Genomic DNA, 21,324 nt, shown 5'->3' with positions numbered 1-21,324 from the left:
AGCCTAATCGCGGTAAAGATCCATCTTTACTTCTTAAACATCTTAAACTCCAAAAACAAATCATTATACTCACCTAGAACACGTCGAGGAAGATCCTTATACGTTTGCAGGTGTTCCATTGTTGATTCTGGCGGGTAGAATTGCTGATCATCAGTAACAGACCGTGGCAATAGTTTCTTTGCAGCGCGGTTAGGGGTCGCGTAACCAACGTATTCAGCGTTCTTAGCTGCATTTTCTGGTTGAAGCATAAAGTTAATGAACTGGTAAGCAGCCTGCTTATTCTTCGCTGACTTAGGAATTACCATATTATCAAACCAAATATTGCTCCCCTCACTAGGAACAACATAGTGTAAGTGATGGTTAACACTCATCATCTCCCGAGCATCCCCGGAATAAGTTACCCCGACAGCTGCTTCGTCCTGTTCCATATACATTTTCATCTCATCCGCGATAATTGCCTTTACGTTTGGCGTTAAAGCTTGCAGGTGGTGTTGAGCTTGCTTTAATTGCGAATAATTTGTCGTATTAACTGACTTTCCTTGAGTAATTAATGCCACCGCAAATACATCCCGTGCGCTATCAATTAATAATAAATTATTCTTTAGTCGTGGGCTCCAAAGCTGTTCCCAGTGTTGCACCTCTTGCCCGGTAATTTTTTGATCATTATAGATGATTCCTAACGTTCCCCAAAAATACGGAACTGAATATTGATTTCCTGGATCAAAATCCTGATTAAGAAAACGGGCGTCAATATAGCGCAGATTGCTGAGCTTCCGATGATCCAATGGCGCTAAAAGGTGTTCTTTTTTCATCCGTTGAACCGTATACTCACTCGGGACTACAACATCGTAGTTTGTCCCGCCTTGCCGGATCTTCGTTAACATTGATTCATTACTGTCAAAGGTTTCGTAGTCAACATGGTAGCCTGTTTGCCGTTCAAACTTTTTGATCAGTGCTGGGTCAATATAATCTCCCCAGTTATAAACGGTCACTGTCTTTCCACCACTACCATTATTCTGCCGGTTCATGAAGTAATCGCCCAATGCTAGCAAACAGCATAGTGCGATAATCCCCAGAAGGGCGCTCCAGAGTTTTTTCATTGAGCATCCCCCTCTTTAACCGTAACAACTCGTTGACGACGACCTGCATGTTTACTAACAAAGTAATACCCAATTACTAATGCTAAGGAAACAATGAACATTAAGGTTGATAAAGCATTAATTTCAAGATTAACCCCCTGACGTGCCCGAGAATAAATCTCTACTGATAACGTTGAAAAACCATTTCCGGTAACAAAGAAGGTAACCGCAAAGTCATCGAGCGAATAAGTCAGAGCCATAAAATAGCCCGCCATAATTCCTGGTGAAATTGCTGGTAAGATCACCCGGGATAATGCTTGCCACCGTGATGCACCAAGGTCATAGGCAGCATCAACCAAAGTTGGCGACAATTCATTAATCTTTGGCAACACCATCAAAACCACAATCGGAATTGAAAACGCAATATGGCTTAAAAGCACTGAAACAAATCCCAGGCGAATGCCAAGGACAGTGAAAAAGATCAAAAAACTTGCCCCAATAATGACATCTGGAGAAACCATTAAGACATTATTCAATGACAACAAACTATTCCGCCAAGTTCCCCGCGTTTCTTTAATCGCCAACGCCCCAAGTGTGCCGATGATTGTCGCAATTAAAGACGACAATACCGCAACCAATACTGTATTGATCACGATCGTAATCATCCGGGAATCCGCAAATAAGTCGGCATAGTGTTGAAGGGAAAAGCCGTGGTAATGTTCCATCGTTTTTCCAGAACTAAAAGAAAAGATCATTAAATAGAGGATCGGTGCATAAAGGATAATGAATACTAATCCTAAATACAGCTTGCCCCACGCAACTTTTTGCTTCATCTTAACGCCGACCTCCTTTCTCACGCGTATCACCAGTAACAAACATTACAATAAACATTGCCAGGATCAAGACAACCCCAATCGTTGATCCCATCCCCCAGTTTTGGGTCGTTAAGAAGTGCTCTTCAATTGCGGTCCCTAAAGTAATTACCCGGTTACCACCGATTAACCGAGTGATCATGAAAAGGGAGAGCGAAGGGATAAAGACGGCTTGGATTCCAGCCTTTACTCCTGGCATTGATAATGGAAAAACAATTCGCCGGAACGTCTGCCAAGAAGTCGCCCCGAGATCCTTGCTAGCATTTAACAATGAGGGATTAATTTCGATTAATGCATTATAGATTGGTAAAACCATAAACGGAATTTCAATGTATGCCGCAACGAACATAAAACTAGCGTCAGTGAAAAGCAGTTGATGACTTCCCAAACCAACAAACCGTAAAAATTGGTTAATCGACCCGGTTCGCGAAAAAAGACCAATGAATGCATATGTCTTCAGCAAAAGGTTAATCCATGTCGGCAAAATGACAATTAACAACCAGAATTGACGATTCTGCAGTTGAGTAAGGACATAAGCAGTCGGATAGCTAATCACGAGGGTCACTACTGTAATTAGAGCCGCGTACCAAACGGAATTCAGGGTCATCTTTAAGTATGTTGGCGATGTTAGGTAATCCTGGTAATTAGCAAGTGTGAAATGGCTATTAATATCAAAAAATGATTGATAAAAAATCAGTGCTAACGGGGCAACCACAAAGAGGATGATCCATAAAGCATAGGGAACGATGAACATTACTTTTTGCCGCATTAATTCTCATCCTCCTCGTAGCTATCAAGACGAGCATCAAAGTCTTCTTCGGACTCGTTGTACCGCATTACGTGAATATCTTCGGGATCAAACGTTAAGCCTACTTGTGCCCCGACTCTTGTTTTATGGATTGAATTAATCTTCCATTCATGGTTTCGCTGATCGTGAGCGGTAATTTGGTAATCAACTCCCCTAAAAAGCTGCGTATCAACCATCGCCTTTAATTTCCCCTGATCAACTGTGGTGATGTCCAAATCTTCCGGGCGAATTACAACTTCAACCTTTTCGTTAGGCTTCATCCCGGCATCTACGCACTCAAAGTCCTGACCATTAATATTTACAACATAGTCCTTCTTCATTACTCCAGGAATGATATTGCTTTCGCCAATGAAATCAGCAACGAAATGGTTTAACGGTTCATCATAAATATCCACTGGAGTTCCCGTTTGCTGGATCTTGCCATCATTAATAATCATGATTTGGTCGCTCATCGCTAACGCTTCTTCCTGATCATGGGTGACAAAGATAAAGGTAATCCCCAATTGCCGCTGTAACTGACGCAATTCTCGCTGCATGTCGACCCGCAATTTGTGATCAAGGGCTGATAAGGCCTCATCAAGCAGGAGAACTTTCGGGCGGTTAACAATTGCTCGGGCGATCGCTACCCGTTGACGCTGACCACCAGACATTGCAGTAATTTCCCGATTACCATAGCCATCCAGCCGCACAAGATGCAGGGCTTCTTTTACCCGTTGCTGGATCGCTGTCTTTTTTACTCCTTTAATTTGCAAACCAAATGCTACATTTTCAGCAACATTCATGTGCGGGAATAAAGCATAATCTTGAAAAACAGTATTCACTTGTCGTTTGTTTGCAGGTACGTTATTAATTGACTGCCCATCAAAAAGGATTTCACCGCTGCTAGCTTGATCAAACCCGGCAATGATCCGCAGAATAGTTGTTTTCCCAGAACCAGATGGTCCAAGCAGAGTATAAAATTTCCCTGCTTCAACCTCAAAATCAATGTCACGAAGAACAACATTATCATCGTAACGTTTACCAACATGTTTAAATTCCAAGATATTTTTTGCCATAATCTTCCCTCACTGTTTATTTGCTTCATCGTCCATAGTTAGCCAATTAATTATACTCTTTATTTATTTTCTCGGTAGTTACAATGCAATGACAATTTGGATTTATAATGAAGAGTGTGAGCCAGCAGAGGACTTGCGGAAAGCCAGCAATTTCTCCTGACGAAGGCGACTTGCGCCTAGGAAGGAGGTTGCTGGCTCTAGCAAGTCCCTGGCGAACAGATCTTGACTTTGTAATGGTAGAACTTTATCTTGAGGAAGCTTAGACTGAACGCGTTTAGGCTATGTTGCAGTAGGATGATATAGATAAACTTTATTGCAACATATTCAAGAGTTAAAGTTTCTACTGCAGCTAAGCCAAAACGTGTTCCTTCGGAACTCGCTAGAGCTAACGACCTCCGAGAAGTGGTGCAAGACACCACTCCCCGGAGAAATCGTTAGCTTTCCGCGAGTTCTTTGCGAGGTCACACTCTATCAAACCTGCTCGCCGTGACCGCAACTTCCGCCTAGCTATCCCGTCCTTGATTGTAAACAATCATCGTCCGGGATTTCCTAGTGCTCAGTTGCTAATTCGTCACGGCTCACACTCTATCATAACGAGGTGCTCTTCATGAAAATTAACCAATTTAGTATTACTAAGACAAGTTCTGAACAGAAATTACGTGAATTAAAGATGCTCCATTTACTGAGAGCTAATGAAGCAACGGAGCTGGATCCAACGCAAATGTGGCTTACTCTCCTTGCTCGTACTCACATGGCAAGCGAGCAGCCAATTGCGGTTCGTCAATGGCTCCACGATCTGCTTGCTACACCAACTCTGGCAATTGATGAGTGGCTTGAACACGATCGGTCACTAACGACTGATGTTTTTTACTTAGTTGCTCTTCAACTCCTTCATTTTGAGCCAGAAGTTGACTTTGATCTTAACCATCCCCTTGAAGACTGGGCGCACATTGGTCTTCCGTTTGTCCAACACACTAGCTGGTCAACGCTAGATGTCCTAGAAGCCTTTTACCTTCTTCTCAACACCCACAACAAGAATGGTCAGTCATTTATTGATCAGCTAACGAGCGAAGGCTTTCTCGCCTGGTCATACCAGTTACCGGCATATAAAAAGCCGCTGTACTTTAATGGCAAACCACTTGCTTCTTTTGATCCGGCCAAGTTTATCCGTGAAGTAGTTTATGTTGAGACTGATATGGATACCGATTACGATGGCAAAGCCGATCTCGTTAAAGTCGAAATCCTCAGGCCAGTCGATAGCAACAACGGCTTAAAGGTGCCAGTTGTCTTTACCGCTAGTCCATACAATCAGGGAACTAATGATGAGTGGGGAGAAAAGGTAACCCACCATGTTAATCATCCGCTAACCCATAAAGTTGCTGGAGAAAACGCTCCTGCCGAACCAACCTTTCCAAAGCAATTCACCCATCGCAAGATCAAGGGTGAAAGCAAACGTGCCACAGAAAGTTTTGCGGAAACACCGGCTTACACCCTAAATAATTACCTAGCAGCTCGCGGTTATGCAATTATCTACTCTGCAGGAATTGGAACTAAAGATTCTGACGGTCTGCAAACATGTGGTTCGCCTGAACAGACTGACTCAATGAAGGCAGTTGTTGAATGGCTTCATGGTGATCGGATTGCGTTTACAGATCGGCATAGCGGGATTAAAATCAAAGCCTGGTGGTGTAACGGTAACGTTGCAATGACTGGGCGATCCTACCTTGGAACCCTAGCTACTGCTGTTGCGACGACTGGCGTTCCCGGATTAAAAGCAATTATTAGTGAAGCGGCAATCTCGTCATGGTACGACTACTACCGAGAAAATGGTTTAGTTCGTGCTCCAGGTGGTTTCCAGGGTGAAGATGCTGATGTTCTGGCTGATGAAACCTTCAGTCGAACAAAGCGGCCAGCTGACTACCAGCGAATTAAGAAAACTAATGATAAATATATTGCTGGACTTGCACAGGCAATGGACCGGAAAACCGGAAACTACAATCAATTCTGGGCCAACCGTAACTACCGACCAGCGATCAAAAATATTAAAGCGGCCGTCATGATGGTTCACGGTCTAAACGATACTAACGTTAAACCAAGCAACGTTAAGGCGCTCTATGACGAATTACAAAAGCTTCCCGTAACCAGCAAGCTAGTCTTACACCAAGGTCAGCACATCTATATCAACGCCTTCCAATCCCTCGACTTTTCCGAAATGGTTAACTTGTGGCTAGCCAACAAACTGTGGGGAAAGGACAACCACGCTGATAAAACTCTGCCAAAAGTGCTAGTCCAGGATAATACGCAACCCGAAACTTGGTGGAAATATGATGAGTGGACTGCCGGAAACGAAAGAAGACTCTACTTTAATAAAACGGAATTATCCGCTAATGATCCGAAACTTTCTTCGGAATATCGTTTTAACGATCACCAAACTGCTGAAACCTTTGAAAAGTGGTGCCACAATATTAATGACTGGCAAAATTCATTAATTAAGGATCACGGAAAGTTCTCCTACAAATTAACGACAGCACCAGCAGAAAAAGATCTTTTGCTTCGGGGGACTCCTGAAGTTACCGTTACCGTTGCTTCTTCGGCTGATCACGGGATGCTTAGTGCTCAATTAGTTGATTTGGGCACTGCTAAACGATTAACGATTTCTCCGGTTTTGATAAATCGAAATGGTCTCCAACTAGGTTTCCACTGGGCAAGTGACGATCTCCGTGAATTCCGGTTGCAGCCAAAGACTAGTGACTACAAGGTAATCGCTGACGGTCATATTAATTTGCAAAATCGTCACAGTGCCAGTCAAGTCGATGATTTAGCAGCAAACCAATTTGTGAAAGTCCACTTTGAACTTCAGCCGATTTTTCATCACCTGCTTAAACGTCATCGTCTCGGTCTAATTATTTATAGCACTGACTTTGGCGCTACACTTCGCGGTAACGAAGAGATTACCTATACAGTCAAAACGGCCGATAGTTCCTTATTGATTCCAGGAGTAATGCCACTCTAGTTTTTTTCCCCAACTGCTTATCTTTCACAAGTAAACTTATCCTGTGCTAGAATGGTCTGTATACTGTATTAATATACAGATAAAGGAGAGATTGAGAATGCAAACAGGAACGAAGATTATTACCCTCGATAATGGTTATCATCTTTGGACAAATACTCAAGGCGAGGGTGACATTCACTTGTTAGCCCTCCATGGTGGCCCTGGTGGTAATCATGAATACTGGGAAGATGCCGCGGAACAGCTGAAAAAGCAAGGATTAAACGTTCAAGTTACAATGTACGACCAACTGGGTTCGCTCTACTCTGATCAGCCCGACTACTCAGATCCTGAAATTGCCAAGAAATACTTAACCTATGAATATTTCTTGGATGAAGTTGATGAAGTTCGTGAAAAGCTAGGACTTGATAACTTCTACCTCATTGGTCAAAGCTGGGGTGGTCTCCTTGTTCAAGAATATGCCGTCAAATATGGTCAACACTTAAAGGGTGCTATCATTTCATCCATGGTTGATGAAATTGATGATTACGTTAAGCACGTCAACGCACTCCGGGAAAAGACGCTCTCTAAAGAAGCCGTTGACTTTATGAAGGATTGCGAAGCGAAGAATGATTACAGCAATCCAAAGTATCAAGAGTATGTTCAAGTAATGAACGAAAACTACATTGACCGAAAGCAGCCTTCCAAGCTTTACCACCTCAAAGATCTTGGTGGCGATGCGGTTTACAACGCCTTTCAAGGTGATAACGAATTTGTAATCACCGGGAAACTAAAAGATTGGCATTTCCGTAACCAACTTAAGAATATTAAGGTACCAACCCTGATTACTTTTGGTGAACACGAATCAATGCCAATCGCTACCGGAAAAAAGATGGCCGAGTTAATTCCAAATGCTAAGTTCGTTACCACGCCAAACGGTGGTCACCACCACATGGTTGATAATCCAGACGTGTACTATAAGCACCTCGCTGATTTCATTCGGGACTGTGAACAAAACTAAAGATAATCAAAAGCTGAGAAAATTTGAATTGGTTTTCTCAGCTTTTCTTGTTCTTTGCATTACAGATATTGATATTAGTTAATTCCTAACCGTAATTGGTATACAATAAGAATGGAAAACTTAAGATTGCGAGGTTTACTTTATGGCACACCAAATTACAAATTTCATTTTTGATATTGATGGAACACTCATTAATACTTATGAGAAATACATGCCACCAATGATTGATGTAATGGAAAAACATGGCTACCATGTTCCTGCAGACCAAGTTGATTCTCTCAAGCGAAAGCTCTTCGGTATTACCGGCGCTGATTCTTTACGTCAGGGCGGTGTCAAAGAAGAAGACATCCCCGAAATGGTCGCTGAATGGCGCGCTCTATCTTTTCAACGTGAAGATTTAGTAACGGTCTTCCCCGGAATCAAAGAAATGGTTACGGGATTAGCTGCTCGTCCTGACACTAAATTAGCAATTGCGACATCTAAGGTTCGCGAAGATTATCAAGAACACTTTGTCAATGATTACGACTGGACGAAATATTTTGATGTTGCCGTAACTGAAGAGTTAACTAGCAAACATAAACCAGATCCTGACCCAATTCTGTTGGCGATGGACAAACTTGGTGCCCGTCCTGAAAATTCAGTTTACGTTGGTGATACGATCAACGATCTGAAAGCTGCTCATAATGCTGGTATTAAATTTGCTGGTGCACTATATGGATCATCACAGCCCCAAAACATTCAAGACGCTGATTACCCACTCCACGAACCACAAGATTTATTGAAGATTGATTAAAAAGAAGGGTGACATAACAGAGGTTATAAAGAGCTTCTGTTATGTCACCTTCTTTACTCTATTAAATTAGTGCTTTTCTTGCTTACTTCTTGAATAACTGTGCCATCTTGGCTGCAACCTCAGGATCAAGATTGTCTGCTAAAGTACCAGTGTTATTTGTCGTTGTTGTTTGCTGGCTATTCTTAATAATTTCGGCTAAATTATCAGCAACCGCTTGTTCACCAATTTCAATTGGGTTGATGGTAAGTCGTCCACCAGCAGCATCAGCATGACCGCCACCATTAAAGTATTTCTCAGCGAACTTAGCAACATCAAGTTTCCCGTTGCTTCGTAGTGAAACACTGACTGGGCTAATTACTAATGCTGCATCGACATCAGGATGCTGAATCAGTAGTTCATGGGCGATCTCAGACTTGTAATCGTTAGCGTAAACGAGACCCAATTGATGTCCGGCAATCTTTGTAATTAAGGTATCCTTCAAATGGCTCTTTAGGTACTTTGCCCGACGTTCGTTAAGCGTCTTAATCAGAAGCTTATTCTGCTTAGAATATTCTTCCCAACCAACACTAAAAACGTTAGCAACGAATGATGCCGAGTCTTGTAGAGGATAAAACCAGAATAATTGGTCAAAGTTATCAGCAGCAACTCGTTCTTCTTCACTAATGTTTGGATCGTTTTGCCAATCCCATGTGTCGTAGGCCCGAATAAGTTCTACAAGATACTCAAGCTGTTGTCGTCGTTCTTCACTTAATTCAGTAAAGTGCGGCTGACTTGTTACCCAATCCCAAACAAGACTTGTTGCACTCGGGTTTACTTTCGGGTTTGCTGGACGAATACTGTTAGCCGAATATTGTTCCCGTAATTCAGCCTCGGTTTCGTGGTGATCAAATACCAACCAGTGGTTAGCAAAATTAGCATTTAGCTGCTTAAATGTATAATCACTATCTGGTGTCATATCCATAATATAAACATCAGTAGCGCGACTTGCCTCTGGAGTCTGCAACCACTTAGCAAATTCTTCATCAATTCGACCGGCACCACAATTGGTAAGGTCAAATTCACAATGGGGAAACATCGTCTCTTTAACCGTTTCTAATAAAAGCGGTGCTCCAAAGCCGTCTAAGTCGTTGTGTGAGAAAATTTTAATTACCTGATTTGCCATGATTAATACCATTTCCTTTGCTTAATCCTAATCAATTATACCAAGAAGCTCATTCATATGTCCTGACACTTTCCGAACTTCTTGGTATGATTATTATTAGTAAGCATTTAGAAAGGATAAGGCACTATGCAAATATACGATTATCGTCATGAGCTGATCGAATTACTAGAAAATACCAGCAGTGACCAACAAAGTTTAAGGCAAACACTCCAGAGTTTAAATACCGTGATTAATATCTTAAATCACTATGAAGATACTAAATCATCAACATCATTCCAGAGACCAAAGCAATTCTCCCAATCTGAAAGCAAGGCAACCCGGCCAGCACCACGGATTCGGCAAGCAAGTCATTCTTCCCTTCTTACCGGTCCGGCACACGAGGTAACAACCAGCTCGCTCAAGCGTCCGGTCACTCCTGAACCAGTCACGGTCGAAAAGGTTTCTCAAGAAGAGCGACTAGCAGCGGATGATCTTTACCTTGTTCACCGAAAATTAAGCGGTGCTGAAATCAATCACCATTATTACAGCGAAGCATTGATTCATTCACTTCACTTTCCACTTGAAGACGGTGACATTGTTCAACTTAATCCCCAGCAAACTGTCCGTGGTCTGCCATCAATTCGCCGAGTAACTGCTGACCACTTGGATGGTTATAAACCAGAAAAGATTGAAGTGATTGAATACGCTGAATTGAGCAGCGTTCCTGGTTCAGACGTCTTACAAATCAGCTCTACGCTAAAAGGTAATTCAATCTTGGATGAAAGTTCGGCAAATACGATCGTCATCGACCCATTTAAGTTCCCTGGGCGGAGTCTTAAAGCTGGAATGGTGATTGACTATGCCTATTTTGACCACGGCAACGGTCTTGAGGACGCCAAAAATGGATCAATTCGTTGGATCCACGAAAAGCAGGACTTCGACACAACCAAACAACCTGCAAAGCCAAAGCAAGTTAAGAAGCCCGTCCACCCACGTCACGATTATGAGAAAAAGCTGGATTACGATCTGAAGCAACGAATCGTTCTCCTAATTACTGGCGATCGGGAACGTTCACAAGAATTAAAGGCAGTTGTCGATAAGCACCATGGGATTTATCATGCTCTTGACGCTTCCATGGAAGATAAGGTTTCCAGCAGTAAAATGAAACGGGAAATTCGTGACGCTGACTTCGTTGTAGTCTGCATTGATAAAATTCATCACCGCATTAGTCAGTTAGCAAACCACCATGCCAAGCGTTATGAAAAGCCATTGGCAATCGCTAATACAACAACAAATACCGCTGTTGAGCGAGCAATTGCGCGTGCTTTGAATGGCGACCCTGCCTATGCACAAACAAGCGAAGATATGGCTAATTACCAGGAAAAATAAAAAAATTCTAAAAAGTTGTTGACTTTTATTAAAAACTATTTAGAATAATAAACAACAATTTAATTATTCGATCGCAATGAGAAAGAAGAGTAAATTAGCGATAGCCATTAGCGAGTCTCGTTAGGTGGAAGGAGACAGGTTCAACGTTAATCGAAAATCACTTTCGAGCTTAAGTCTTAATTCATAGTAAGACTTAATGGTAGCACCCATTAACGTGCCAGCGTATCGCCCAGTCCCGGGCCGTACGTGTAAGGTATTATCAGTAATGATGATACGAAGATAGGGTGGTACCACGCTCGAGCGTCCCTTAACCAAAGTAATTTTGGTTAAGGGACTTTTTTGTTGGGATCAAAGCAATTATTTAATGCTTTTTATATCCTAGGAGGGAATTTAACTATGCAGGATTTAACAACAAAAAAGTTAACATTTAAGCAATACTTAGTTGTTGCTTCGTTACTGTTTGGGCTATTCTTTGGTGCCGGGAACTTGATTTTCCCGCTTCACCTTGGCCAGTTAGCTGGTGCGAATTGGGGCCCAGCTACTCTTGGTTTCTTAGTTACCGGGGTCTTACTCCCGTTACTTTCCGTTCTTGCCATCGCTGTTACTCGTGCTGAAGGAGTTTACGATGTTGGTCGGCCACTTGGTGCAGCATTTGCCCTAGTCTTCATGGTTTTGATTCACGCTACCATCGGTCCTTTATTCGGGACTCCCCGGACAGCAACCGTTTCGTTTACTGTTGGGGTTGCGCCATTCGTTCCAAAAGCTGCTCAAGGCTGGTCACTATTGCTTTTCTCAGCAGTATTCTTTGTCTTAGCATTTGCCTTTTCTTACAAGGAAAACAGCATTCTTTCAAACGTTGGTAAGGTTTTGAATCCTGTCTTCCTGGCACTTTTATTCTTAGTCTTCGTTGTTGCATTTGCTAATCCGTTGGGTAACCCAGCTAGTGCACCAGTAACCAGTGCCTACGTTCACAGTGCTGTTACTAATGGTTTCCTTGAAGGGTACAACACAATGGATGCTCTAGCAGGTCTTGCCTTTGGGGTTACTGTTGTTACCGCAATTAAGGGGATGGGCGTTCGTCGTCCAGGTGCCGTTTCAAAGGTTGTTACAAAGTCTGGTGTTCTCGCAGTTAGTGCCATCGGTTTCATCTACCTTCTCCTAATCGTCCTTGGTGCAATGTCACTTGGTCGCTTTAAGGTTTCACCTGATGGCGGTGTGGCTTTCAACCAATTAGTTAACGCTTATGCAGGTGCATTTGGTCAAGTTGTTTTAGCATTCCTATTAACTGTTACTTGTTTAACTACTGCTGTTGGTTTAGTTGCTGCTTTTGCTCAAGACTTCCACAAGCACTTCCCAAAGGTTAGCTACCATACCTGGTTAGCACTTAGCTGTCTCGCTTCATTCTTAACTGCTAACTTCGGTTTGGACCAAATCATCGCTTGGTCAACACCAATGTTAATGTTCCTTTACCCATTAGCAATGGTCCTAATCGTCCTTTCTGTTGCTTCACCACTTTTCCATCGTGATGGTGTTGTCTACTTCTTCGTTGTCCTCTTAACTGTGGTTCCAGCACTTGGTGATATGGTCGTTGCTTTCCCAGCTGTTGTAAGTCAAAGCTCATTTGGCCTCTGGGTAGCTGGTGTGCGGAAGATGTTGCCACTCGCTTCCATGGGACTCTCGTGGGTAGTTCCAGCCCTTGTTGGTTTAGTTGTTGGTCTCGCATTCCACTTCTTCCGGCACAACCAAGTTAACGTTAAGCAGACTGAGGTTGATTAATCTAGTAATCGTCATTAATTAAAAACTCCAAATCTAAAAAGCTCAGTTCAGGATGTTATCATTCTGGACTGAGTTTTTTACATGATGAATGTGTTTGTTCTAGGCTACATAGCTAAGAGCTGCCCGCCGCGACCGCAACTTCCGCCTAGCTATCCCGTCCTTGATTGTAACCAATCATCGTCCGGGATTTTCTAGTGCTCAGTTGCTAGTTCGTCACGGCTCACACTCTATTTGTCATACCTCTCCAGTCCAAACTTTTGGATGGCGTAGATGAGTTTGTTGGCATAGTTAGGATCGGTGGCGTAACCGTTCTTTTGGAGTTCTTGAGCGGCTTTTCGGTAATTGGTATTGGTGCGGACGCCATCGAAGCGGTGGTGATTATCCTTAGTTCCATTAACAATAATATTAGTGTGAGCCTTAATTGAATCATCCCAGGTTTGGTAAACGGCAAAATACTGAGGAATGTACCGTTGCTTACCATTAATGTTTTCAATCGTGTACATTCTAACCTTATCTTCGCCCTTGCTTGCCTTCATCCCAAACAAGTTGTTGTACTTATTGCCGAGCCGACTATTCCCCCACTGGGACTCTAATCCGGCTTGAGCAATCGTGATGCTTGCTGGAATTCCATACTTCTTTTGTTCACGCTGGGCTGCGGGTGCAACCTGGGAAACAAATTGCTTGACGGTCATGTTTTGGTCATGAATTTGTCGTGGGTAACCTGATAACGGACTATTTTTAATTGTTAACCCACAAATCGTAAAGACGACAACAAGAAAAACGATTGTAATTGCAGAAATAATTTTGGTTTCTTTTTTCATATATATTCCTCTTTAACTAAAGTATTCGCGCTTATTATAAACAATCATTTATTATAAAGCGAGAGGTCTTAAGACTTCTTTAATAAGTCCTTCTTGACATCATTAAAGTGCTTTGTATCGGTAACCTTCATCTTTGGGAAGCTCTTAATCAGCCGCCGTTGGTTCCAAGAAAGGTGCTGGTTAAACCGTCGTGCATCTTCACTATCAATAATCTCTGCTCGCCAATTAGCCAGCCGCTGCTTTAAGCGATGTTCTTCAGCAGGTTTGGCTTCTTGAATCAGTTGATGCAAATGTTCAAGCCGTTGATTAATCCGGTTATCCCATTGCTTAGTAGATGTATGAAGCTGGTGGACACTGAACATTGTTAAAACCGTATCAGTGCCCATTACAAGAACGATTATGACAGCCAGCCAACCGTGTGTCCGTGCTTCTTCCCAATTAATTATTCGCTGGATAAACGGTTGGATGAACTTAACTAAGAAAACAACACCGATTCCCCAAAACAGTGATATTTCTGGAGCAACTCGTCCTTGGATGTTTCCTTTCAGTTTAGAATAATCCCAAAGCTTCATATGAAAAGCTTTCTCCAAAAAGAGACTCGTAAAATATTCAAAGATACTAGCAACGATAAAGCCAACAATAAATAAGAGAATCAAATTATTTTTAACGGGTTCCGCTGTAATTAAAATCGTGGTAACAGCAAACCCATAGACTGGACAATATGAGCCGAAAAGGAAGCCACGGTAGGCGTAGTGATGATCCTTAATCGAACAATAGAAGGTTTCCCATAACCAGCCAATTACTGAATAGGTAAAAAATAAGACAATAATTTCTGAAATTGAGTAATGCATAGTCCGGCATCCTCCCTTCATCAATTATTGTCTCATATTTTCTACTTTAAGCTAAGCTTTTCAACATTCAGGATCTTATCAAGCCAGCCTTCATAGAAACTTTGCTCGTGACTAACTAAAATTAAATTTCCCGGGAAATTTTGCAATGCCGTTTTCAACCCTTCCTTGGTTTCATCATCAAGGTGGTTTGTCGGTTCGTCCATTATCAAAAAGTTGGACGGGGTTAACTCTAAAATAGCCAGCTTAACCTTCGTTTGTTCCCCACCGGAAAGTAAGTGTAACGGCTTCATTGTATTTGCCGCATTAATTCCTGCCCGAGCTAGCTTTTGCCGAATTGTTTTCGGTTGCATCGTTGGGAACATATTTTGAATCATCTGTAATGGGGTCAGTGATGGATCGTCCCATTCAAGATCCTGATCAAAGTAGTTAACCTTGGCAGATGGTGAAAAAGTTGCTGTTCCACCAAGTGCAGGTATCTTCTTTAGGATTGACTTAATCAACGTTGATTTCCCAACACCATTAAATCCCGTGAACAGAAGCTTTTCTCCCATCGTCATTGAAAATGTTACGGGCGCTAACAATGGATGACCATACCCAACGGAAAGTTTTTCGACCCGAAGTGCATTGGCGGATCCGGTATTTTCGTACGGAAACTTAAAAGTTGCCTTTAAGTTATCTGCCGGTGGATCAATCCGCTTCATCCGGGCTAACATCTTTTCCCGTGACTTAGCCATTGTTGACTTTGATCCCGCCTTATTTTTTCGAATAAACCGTTCAGCCTTTTCAATAACAACCTGCTGCTTTTCGTATTCCCGTTCCTGGGTTTCTTTCCGCTCTTCCTTTTGGCGCATTGCCTGTTCAAAGCTCCCCCGGTATTTAGTAATTTTCCCGAAAGCAACATCACAGATCGTATTCGTTACCTGTTCCAAAAAGTCGTAATCGTGAGAGATGATCATTGCTGCCCCATCGAAGTCGTTCAAGTAGTCAATCAACCACTCAATGTGGGCCGTATCAAGGTAGTTAGTCGGTTCATCAAGCAGGATTACATCCGGCTTTTCGAGTAACATCTTTGCCAGGATAATTTTGGAACGCTGACCACCACTCATCTCAGAGACAACGTGATCTTTCCCGATTTCGGTTAATCCTAACCCATTCATCACTCGCTCAACTTCGGTCTCAATATCATAGAAATTATGAGCATCCAATTGTTCTTGGAGTCGGCCAGCCTTAGTTAGCAACTCGTCATCCATCTTTTGAGCATATTCTTCGTACAGCTTATTCATCCGGTCATTAATTTCATAAAGATCGGCAAAAGCGGTATGGAGGAACTTAATTAAAGTCATCCCCTTAGGAATATCAACGTACTGGTCCAGGTAACCAATTTTAACGTTCTTAGCCCAAGTTACCGTTCCCGATACCGGGAGAACTTTCCCAATCAAGATCTTAATTAAGGTACTTTTACCAGCACCGTTTTGACCGACAATTCCCATATGCTCATGCTTTTCAAGCTGAAAGCTAGCGTCATTGTAGAGCTGCTTATCCGCATAACTCATTGTCAATCCCTTGACATCTAATACTGCCATGTCTTCTCTCCTCATTTTTCCGTTTAAACTGCTTAATATGGTAACACAAATCAAATTTCTCTCCAAACCGATTATTAAAGGAATCTCATTTTTGCCTTGACATCCAGATCATCCTTCGCTAAACTATAACCAATCTTAAATGAACGGAGAATGTTAAATGATTATGTCTCGCACCAACAAGTTAAATACTTGGCAAAGCCGGTAATTCGGGTTGAGTTCGTCATGGATGCAACCTGAGATGACAGATTGCATCTGTGCCGGCTGAGAAGTGATCATTTATTCAGTCTGCATGGATCCTACATGCAGGCTTTTCTTTTTTCAAAAGCGGAGAGCCCCTTGCATGTGGTTCCCCGTTTTTTCTTTAGGGAAGGAGTTTTATCTTTATGAAAAGAATGTCCGCAGTCATTATCCTGCTGCTTGGCTTTCTCGGTATTGCATTTTTCACCGAAAACGGCGGTGTTGTTAAGCAACGGGTACCAAAAGTCGGGGTATTAACCTTAATGCACCACCCTGCCTTAGATCAAATCTACAAGGGGTACGTCGATGAGCTGGCTAAGGAAGGCTACCACAACGGGAAAAACATTAAAATTGAATATGAGAACGCCAATGGTGACCAGAGTAATCTTAAAACAATGGCCAATACATTGACGAATAACAATCCAACGGTTCTCTTTGGGATTACTACACCCGCTGCTCAAGCGCTCGCTAATTCTACTACTAAAACACCAATCATCCTCGGTGGTGTTTCTAATCCTCAGGGAGCTGGCTTAGTGAAAAACAACCAGCATCCTGGTGGCAACATTAGCGGTGTCTCTGATTTAGCACCAATTCACCAACAACTAACCTTAATTAAGCAATTTGTTCCTAACCTCAAAACTCTCGGGGTAATTTATACTTCTAACGATAGTTCTGGTGTTACTGGTTACCACCAAATTGCCCGTGAATGTAAGAAGATGAATATCAAGCTTAAGGCTTACTCGATTTCAAACAGTAATGACTTGAACCAGGTTTCTCAACAAATGGTAAGCCAAGTAGATGCAGTAATTGTCCCAACTGATAATACGGTTGCTGGTGCAATGCAGACATTGGTAAAGAATGCGGATGCTGCTAATAAACCCGTCTTCCCTGCTACTGACACCATGGTTAAGCAGGGTGGCGTTGCAACATACAGTGTTAACCAATACAAGCTTGGTGTAATGGGCGCCAAAATAACCGTAAAAGTCCTTAAGGGAGAGAAAGTTGGTAACTTGCCAATTGAATACGTTCGTCACGGTGAACCAGTCCTTAACCTTAAGCAGGCTCAAAAACTCCACTTACAAATTCCTGCCCAGTTCGAACACGAAGCACAAACAAAGGGGGAAGTATACAAATGAATCTAATCGTCTCATCTATCGGTCAAGGATTATTGTGGGCATTACTCGGTCTTGGTCTTTACCTTACATTCCGGATCCTTGATTTTTGTGATATGACAGTTGAAGGAACTTTCCCTCTTGGTGCCGCCACCGCAGTTACCGCCATTGCAAACGGAATTAACCCGTTTTTAGCAACGTTATTGGCGATCGGTGCTGGAATGATTGCTGGCCTAATTACCGGTCTTCTTTATACTAAGGGAAAGATCCCAAGCCTCCTAGCTGGAATCCTGACCATGACCGCAATTTACTCCGTGGATTTACGGATCATGGGGAAATCTAACATCTCATTATTGGGAAAGCCAACACTTTTTAATGGTAATTTTCTTCGTCAACTTCCCCAATTCTTTGATAGTGTAACTGTCGGCTTAATTGTGATTATCATCGTAACGATCCTAATGATGATCTTTCTCGCCACCGATTATGGGCAAGCATTCATTGCAACCGGGGATAACCCCACAATGGCAAAGTCATTAGGAATTCACACTGACAAAATGATTAATGTTGGCTTAATGGTTTCTAACGGGATGGTTGCTCTCTGTGGTGCCCTCGTTGCCCAAAGCAATGGCTATGCTGACGTTAATATGGGGATTGGGACCATCGTTATTGCCTTAGCTTCAATTATTATTGGTGAAGTGGCCTTTGGTGACCTCACTCTTAACCAGCGGCTCGTTGCAGTGACCCTTGGTTCAATCATCTATCGCCTAATTTTATTGGCAGTATTACAACTCGGCTTCTCCGCTAACGACCTCAACTTAATTTCTTCAATTGTCCTTGCAATCTGCATGATGTTACCACAATTGGAAAAGGTTGTTAATTTAAAAAAGCCAATCCTGAAAGGAGTGCAACCACATGAGTAAGCCCATTTTAGAATTAAAAAATGTCAAGACAGTTGTTAATAAGGGAACTGCAAACGAAACCACGATTCTCAAAGGAATTAATTTAAAAATTAACGAAGGTGACTTTATTACCATTGTCGGCACTAACGGGGCCGGTAAGTCAACCCTCTTCAATGTCATCGGGGGAAATCTTCATGCTGATAGTGGACAAATCCTTCATAACGGCAAGGACATTACCCGCTCAACTGAAGAACAACGAACGTCCTTTCTTGCCCGCGTCTTTCAGGATCCAAAGCTTGGAACAGCTCCCCGGATGACCGTTGCTGAAAATATGCTGCTCGCAACAAAGCGTGGTGAAAAACGTCACCTGATTTTGCGAAAACTAAAGCAAAATATGGAACGGTTCACCAAATTAGCTGCCACGATGAATAACGGGTTAGAAAACCGAATGACCACCGCAACCGGAGCCCTTTCTGGCGGTCAACGGCAGGCGCTTAGCTTTTTAATGGCTACTCTCAAGCGCCCTGATATTCTACTATTGGATGAACATACTGCTGCTCTTGATCCGCATACGAGTTTAAACCTCCTCCATGCCACTGATGAGCGGATCAATCAGGATCACCTGACAGCTCTGATGATTACTCATCACCTAGAAGATGCCTTAACATACGGTAATCGGTTAATTGTCCTAAAAAATGGCCAAATTAAAGCCGACTTTAAGGGCGAAGCAAAACAACAGCTCACCACTGACAAACTCTACACCTATTTTGAAGATTAACCTTGTAAATATTCCAAAAATGATATATATTAAAAAATGAAATATATCGTTTTTGGAATATTGGAGGTTTAAATCATGAATTATTGGCTTCTTTTTGTTACCTTTATTGCCGTTAATCTAGACTTCTTCTTTATCTTGCTTTGTCTGGTCAATAAATATCCATTGCGAGACGTTATCATCGGTTACATGATTGGGGTCGCTCTCCTAGTTACTTCTAGTTTTGCTGCTGGAAAGGTGCTTGCACTCTTCTTTCCTGAATGGCTCCTTGGCTTCCTTGGGATTTTGCCAATTTACATGGCACTCCACGATAACGATGAAGATCCCAACCAACAATCAGCCACTCGATCACCAATTCTGATCGTTCTCATAACATACCTTGCAGTTTGCTCTGGTTGTAATCTCTCGATCTTCTTACCAATCCTCACGGGAATTTCACTCAATCATTTTGGCTTGGCCTTAAGTTTCATTCTTACCCTCACCATTCTCGTTGTAATTTTGATTAAGGAAATTGGTAAACTATCACCAGTCGCCCGGTTCATGGATAAATATAGCGAACTGCTAATGAAAATTATCTACATTGGAGTCGGAATATATGTTTTCTTCGATAGCGGACTGATCCGTCACTTGGCACAGTGGGGCGGTCTGGTATAATATTCACCAAAAAGCGATGGAGGCCTTCACCTGTGGAACAACCAGATGTTTTAATTAACGAAGCGGCAAAGATTTACAAAGTATTAAGCAATAGCACAAGAATCAAAATTCTCTACTATCTCCGTCATCAAACTGATGAGGTTGATGTAAAAACAATTGTTAATGATCTTGGTCTTGCCCAACCAGTGGTTTCCAAACAACTCGGAATCCTCCGGCGTTACCAACTGGTCTGTTCTCGTCGCTCTGGCACCCGGGTTTTCTACATCCTTGACGATCCCCACATTATGGAATTAACGGATGACATGATTGCTCACGTTAAACACGAAATCAAAGGCGAACCCCACCCGAAGAATTTGTATTAGAGAGAGTGCGAACCGCGACGGACTAGCTTCCTTGCATTACAATATCAATATCCTTTAAGATAATAAGAGGCTAAGAGTATTCTTGGTCTCTTTAATAATTTAAACAATTTTTAACGGGAGGATTATTTGTGAATAACCTATTTGAGCGTACTTCGATCAAAAAGGCCTATTTTACTCTTGCACTACCGGTAGTGTTAAGTATGGCTGTAACGCTTATTTATAATCTGGTTGATACTTTCTTTGTTTCTAAGACTGGTAACCCTGACCTAGTTGCTGGAGTATCTCAGGGAGCGCCAATTTTTACCTTGATGATTGCGATTGGTGATATTTTCGGTCTTGGTGGCAGTTCATTAATTTCACGGCTTTTCGGTGAGCGTAAGGATCAACTTGCAAGAAACGTTTCCGGCTACGCTTTCTATTACTCAATAGCCTGTGGAATTGTTGTTACAATCATTCTATTAGTCTTTCAAAATCCAATCCTTCACCTACTCGGGGCCTCACCTAGTACCTGGAAGTACGCCCGTGAATATTACCTGGTAATTGCTTGGGGAGCGGCATTTATCATCTTTGGTTTATCGCCAACCAATATTCTTCGAACGGAAGGCCTAGCGATTCAGTCAATGATTGCCTCAATGGCTGGAACAATCATTAACATCTTCTTAAACCCGATCTTTATTTTCACCTGTGGATTAGGAGCTGCCGGCTCTGCCCTGGCAACGGTCACTTCAAGCGTAATTGCAGATATTATCATGATCTATTACCTCAGAACGAAGAGCAAGAAACTGACGACCTCAATTCATGAAACGAAAATTAGCCGGCATTACCAACTTCAGATCTACGCCATCGGGATTCCCGCATCAATTACCAACATCATGGTCTCCTTTGCCACTGCAATGACTAACCGCTACTTAATTTCATATGGAGCCAATAGCGTTGCTGCAATGGGGATTGCGATGAAAGCTAATTCAATCATTATTATGATCATGGTCGGTTTTGCCTTTGGTGCCCAACCATTAATTGGTTATGCCTACGGTGCCCGAAACGAAAAACGCTTTTACGAAATTATCCATTTTGATTTATTTGTTATTTCTTCAATTAACATTGTCT

At 42.3% G+C, this 21,324-nt stretch carries 20 protein-coding genes and 1 other annotated feature; of the genes, 12 read left to right on the top strand and 8 right to left on the bottom strand.

Going from position 1 to position 21,324, the window contains the following annotated elements; translation table 11 throughout:
* Window positions 1–26: 26 nt before the first annotated feature.
* Genes HMPREF0549_RS01720 through HMPREF0549_RS01705 form a run of 4 tightly spaced genes read right to left on the bottom strand, consistent with a single transcriptional unit; the run spans window position 27 to window position 3,814 of the window.
* Window positions 27–1,100: an ABC transporter substrate-binding protein gene (locus tag HMPREF0549_RS01720; protein ID WP_003716532.1), complete on the bottom strand. Its 1,074-nt coding sequence runs from the start codon at window positions 1,098–1,100 to the stop codon at window positions 27–29.
* Entirely contained in the window at window positions 1,097–1,912 is an 816-nt protein-coding gene (locus HMPREF0549_RS01715) for an ABC transporter permease (protein ID WP_003716531.1), read from the bottom strand. The genes HMPREF0549_RS01720 and HMPREF0549_RS01715 overlap by 4 nt, the downstream gene beginning before the upstream one ends.
* Before the next feature lies 1 nt (window position 1,913).
* Complete coding sequence (locus tag HMPREF0549_RS01710; protein ID WP_003716530.1) at window positions 1,914–2,720, bottom strand: ABC transporter permease; 807 nt, start codon at window positions 2,718–2,720, stop codon at window positions 1,914–1,916.
* The gene (locus tag HMPREF0549_RS01705) at window positions 2,720–3,814 is read right to left on the bottom strand and encodes an ABC transporter ATP-binding protein (RefSeq protein WP_003716529.1); all 1,095 of its coding nucleotides are present in this window, start codon (window positions 3,812–3,814) and stop codon (window positions 2,720–2,722) included. Before HMPREF0549_RS01705 ends, HMPREF0549_RS01710 begins: the two co-directional genes overlap by 1 nt.
* Before the next feature lie 107 nt (window positions 3,815–3,921).
* Here HMPREF0549_RS01705 and HMPREF0549_RS09710 point away from each other — a divergent pair, with 107 nt between their 5' ends.
* The 4 genes from HMPREF0549_RS09710 (at window position 3,922) to HMPREF0549_RS01690 (ending at window position 8,617) form a co-directional block, all read left to right on the top strand.
* The gene (locus HMPREF0549_RS09710; RefSeq protein ID WP_003716528.1) at window positions 3,922–4,077 is read left to right on the top strand and encodes a hypothetical protein; all 156 of its coding nucleotides are present in this window, start codon (window positions 3,922–3,924) and stop codon (window positions 4,075–4,077) included.
* A gap of 344 nt (window positions 4,078–4,421) precedes the next feature.
* A complete protein-coding gene (locus tag HMPREF0549_RS01700; RefSeq protein WP_003716527.1) occupies window positions 4,422–6,827 on the top strand; it encodes a Xaa-Pro dipeptidyl-peptidase in 2,406 nt (801 codons plus the stop codon).
* Window positions 6,828–6,924: 97 nt separating this feature from the next.
* Window positions 6,925–7,824, top strand: coding sequence for a proline-specific peptidase family protein (locus HMPREF0549_RS01695; RefSeq protein ID WP_003716526.1), 900 nt, complete (start codon window positions 6,925–6,927; stop codon window positions 7,822–7,824).
* A gap of 142 nt (window positions 7,825–7,966) precedes the next feature.
* Window positions 7,967–8,617: an HAD family hydrolase gene (locus HMPREF0549_RS01690; RefSeq protein ID WP_003716525.1), complete on the top strand. Its 651-nt coding sequence runs from the start codon at window positions 7,967–7,969 to the stop codon at window positions 8,615–8,617.
* Between the two features lie 82 nt (window positions 8,618–8,699).
* On the opposite strand, the gene HMPREF0549_RS01685 is transcribed toward HMPREF0549_RS01690, so the two are convergent.
* Window positions 8,700–9,779, bottom strand: a complete 1,080-nt coding sequence (locus HMPREF0549_RS01685) for a DHHA1 domain-containing protein (protein WP_040530708.1) — start codon at window positions 9,777–9,779, stop codon at window positions 8,700–8,702.
* A 126-nt stretch (window positions 9,780–9,905) separates the two neighbouring features.
* Between HMPREF0549_RS01685 and HMPREF0549_RS01680 the strand changes: the two genes are divergently transcribed.
* Both HMPREF0549_RS01680 and brnQ read left to right on the top strand, forming a co-directional pair.
* The gene (locus HMPREF0549_RS01680) at window positions 9,906–11,147 is read left to right on the top strand and encodes a DUF2325 domain-containing protein (RefSeq protein ID WP_003716523.1); all 1,242 of its coding nucleotides are present in this window, start codon (window positions 9,906–9,908) and stop codon (window positions 11,145–11,147) included.
* Window positions 11,148–11,214: 67 nt separating this feature from the next.
* Window positions 11,215–11,458 (top strand) — a binding site (T-box leader).
* An 85-nt stretch (window positions 11,459–11,543) separates the two neighbouring features.
* Window positions 11,544–12,923, top strand: a complete 1,380-nt coding sequence (gene brnQ / locus HMPREF0549_RS01675; RefSeq protein ID WP_003716522.1) for a branched-chain amino acid transport system II carrier protein — start codon at window positions 11,544–11,546, stop codon at window positions 12,921–12,923.
* A 227-nt stretch (window positions 12,924–13,150) separates the two neighbouring features.
* On the opposite strand, the gene HMPREF0549_RS01670 is transcribed toward brnQ, so the two are convergent.
* The 3 genes from HMPREF0549_RS01670 to HMPREF0549_RS01660 form a co-directional block, all read right to left on the bottom strand.
* Window positions 13,151–13,744 (bottom strand): glycoside hydrolase family 73 protein, encoded by a 594-nt coding sequence (locus HMPREF0549_RS01670; RefSeq protein ID WP_003716521.1) that lies wholly within the window; start codon window positions 13,742–13,744, stop codon window positions 13,151–13,153.
* A 68-nt stretch (window positions 13,745–13,812) separates the two neighbouring features.
* A complete protein-coding gene (locus tag HMPREF0549_RS01665) occupies window positions 13,813–14,595 on the bottom strand; it encodes a putative ABC transporter permease (protein WP_040530705.1) in 783 nt (260 codons plus the stop codon).
* Window positions 14,596–14,636: 41 nt separating this feature from the next.
* Window positions 14,637–16,178 (bottom strand): ABC-F family ATP-binding cassette domain-containing protein, encoded by a 1,542-nt coding sequence (locus tag HMPREF0549_RS01660; protein ID WP_040530702.1) that lies wholly within the window; start codon window positions 16,176–16,178, stop codon window positions 14,637–14,639.
* A gap of 383 nt (window positions 16,179–16,561) precedes the next feature.
* Between HMPREF0549_RS01660 and trpX the strand changes: the two genes are divergently transcribed.
* From trpX to HMPREF0549_RS01630, 6 genes are all read left to right on the top strand, one after another.
* On the top strand, window positions 16,562–17,551 hold the full coding sequence (gene trpX, locus HMPREF0549_RS01655) for a tryptophan ABC transporter substrate-binding protein (RefSeq protein ID WP_003716518.1): 990 nt from the start codon (window positions 16,562–16,564) through the stop codon (window positions 17,549–17,551).
* On the top strand, window positions 17,548–18,447 hold the full coding sequence (locus HMPREF0549_RS01650) for an ABC transporter permease (protein WP_003716517.1): 900 nt from the start codon (window positions 17,548–17,550) through the stop codon (window positions 18,445–18,447). Before trpX ends, HMPREF0549_RS01650 begins: the two co-directional genes overlap by 4 nt.
* Window positions 18,440–19,204, top strand: coding sequence for an ABC transporter ATP-binding protein (locus tag HMPREF0549_RS01645; protein WP_003716516.1), 765 nt, complete (start codon window positions 18,440–18,442; stop codon window positions 19,202–19,204). Before HMPREF0549_RS01650 ends, HMPREF0549_RS01645 begins: the two co-directional genes overlap by 8 nt.
* Before the next feature lie 75 nt (window positions 19,205–19,279).
* Entirely contained in the window at window positions 19,280–19,855 is a 576-nt protein-coding gene (locus HMPREF0549_RS01640) for a cadmium resistance transporter (protein WP_003716515.1), read from the top strand.
* 32 nt (window positions 19,856–19,887) lie between these two features.
* Complete coding sequence (locus tag HMPREF0549_RS01635; protein ID WP_003716514.1) at window positions 19,888–20,217, top strand: ArsR/SmtB family transcription factor; 330 nt, start codon at window positions 19,888–19,890, stop codon at window positions 20,215–20,217.
* Between the two features lie 128 nt (window positions 20,218–20,345).
* The coding region (locus HMPREF0549_RS01630) for an MATE family efflux transporter (protein WP_003716513.1) at window positions 20,346–21,324 on the top strand (979 nt) is incomplete at its 3' end.

This window comes from Limosilactobacillus vaginalis DSM 5837 = ATCC 49540 (genome assembly GCF_000159435.1).
GTDB classification, from domain to species: Bacteria; Bacillota; Bacilli; order Lactobacillales; family Lactobacillaceae; genus Limosilactobacillus; species Limosilactobacillus vaginalis.
Note: the sequence above shows the minus strand (reverse complement) of the source record. Positions and strands in the feature narration are given on the sequence as shown.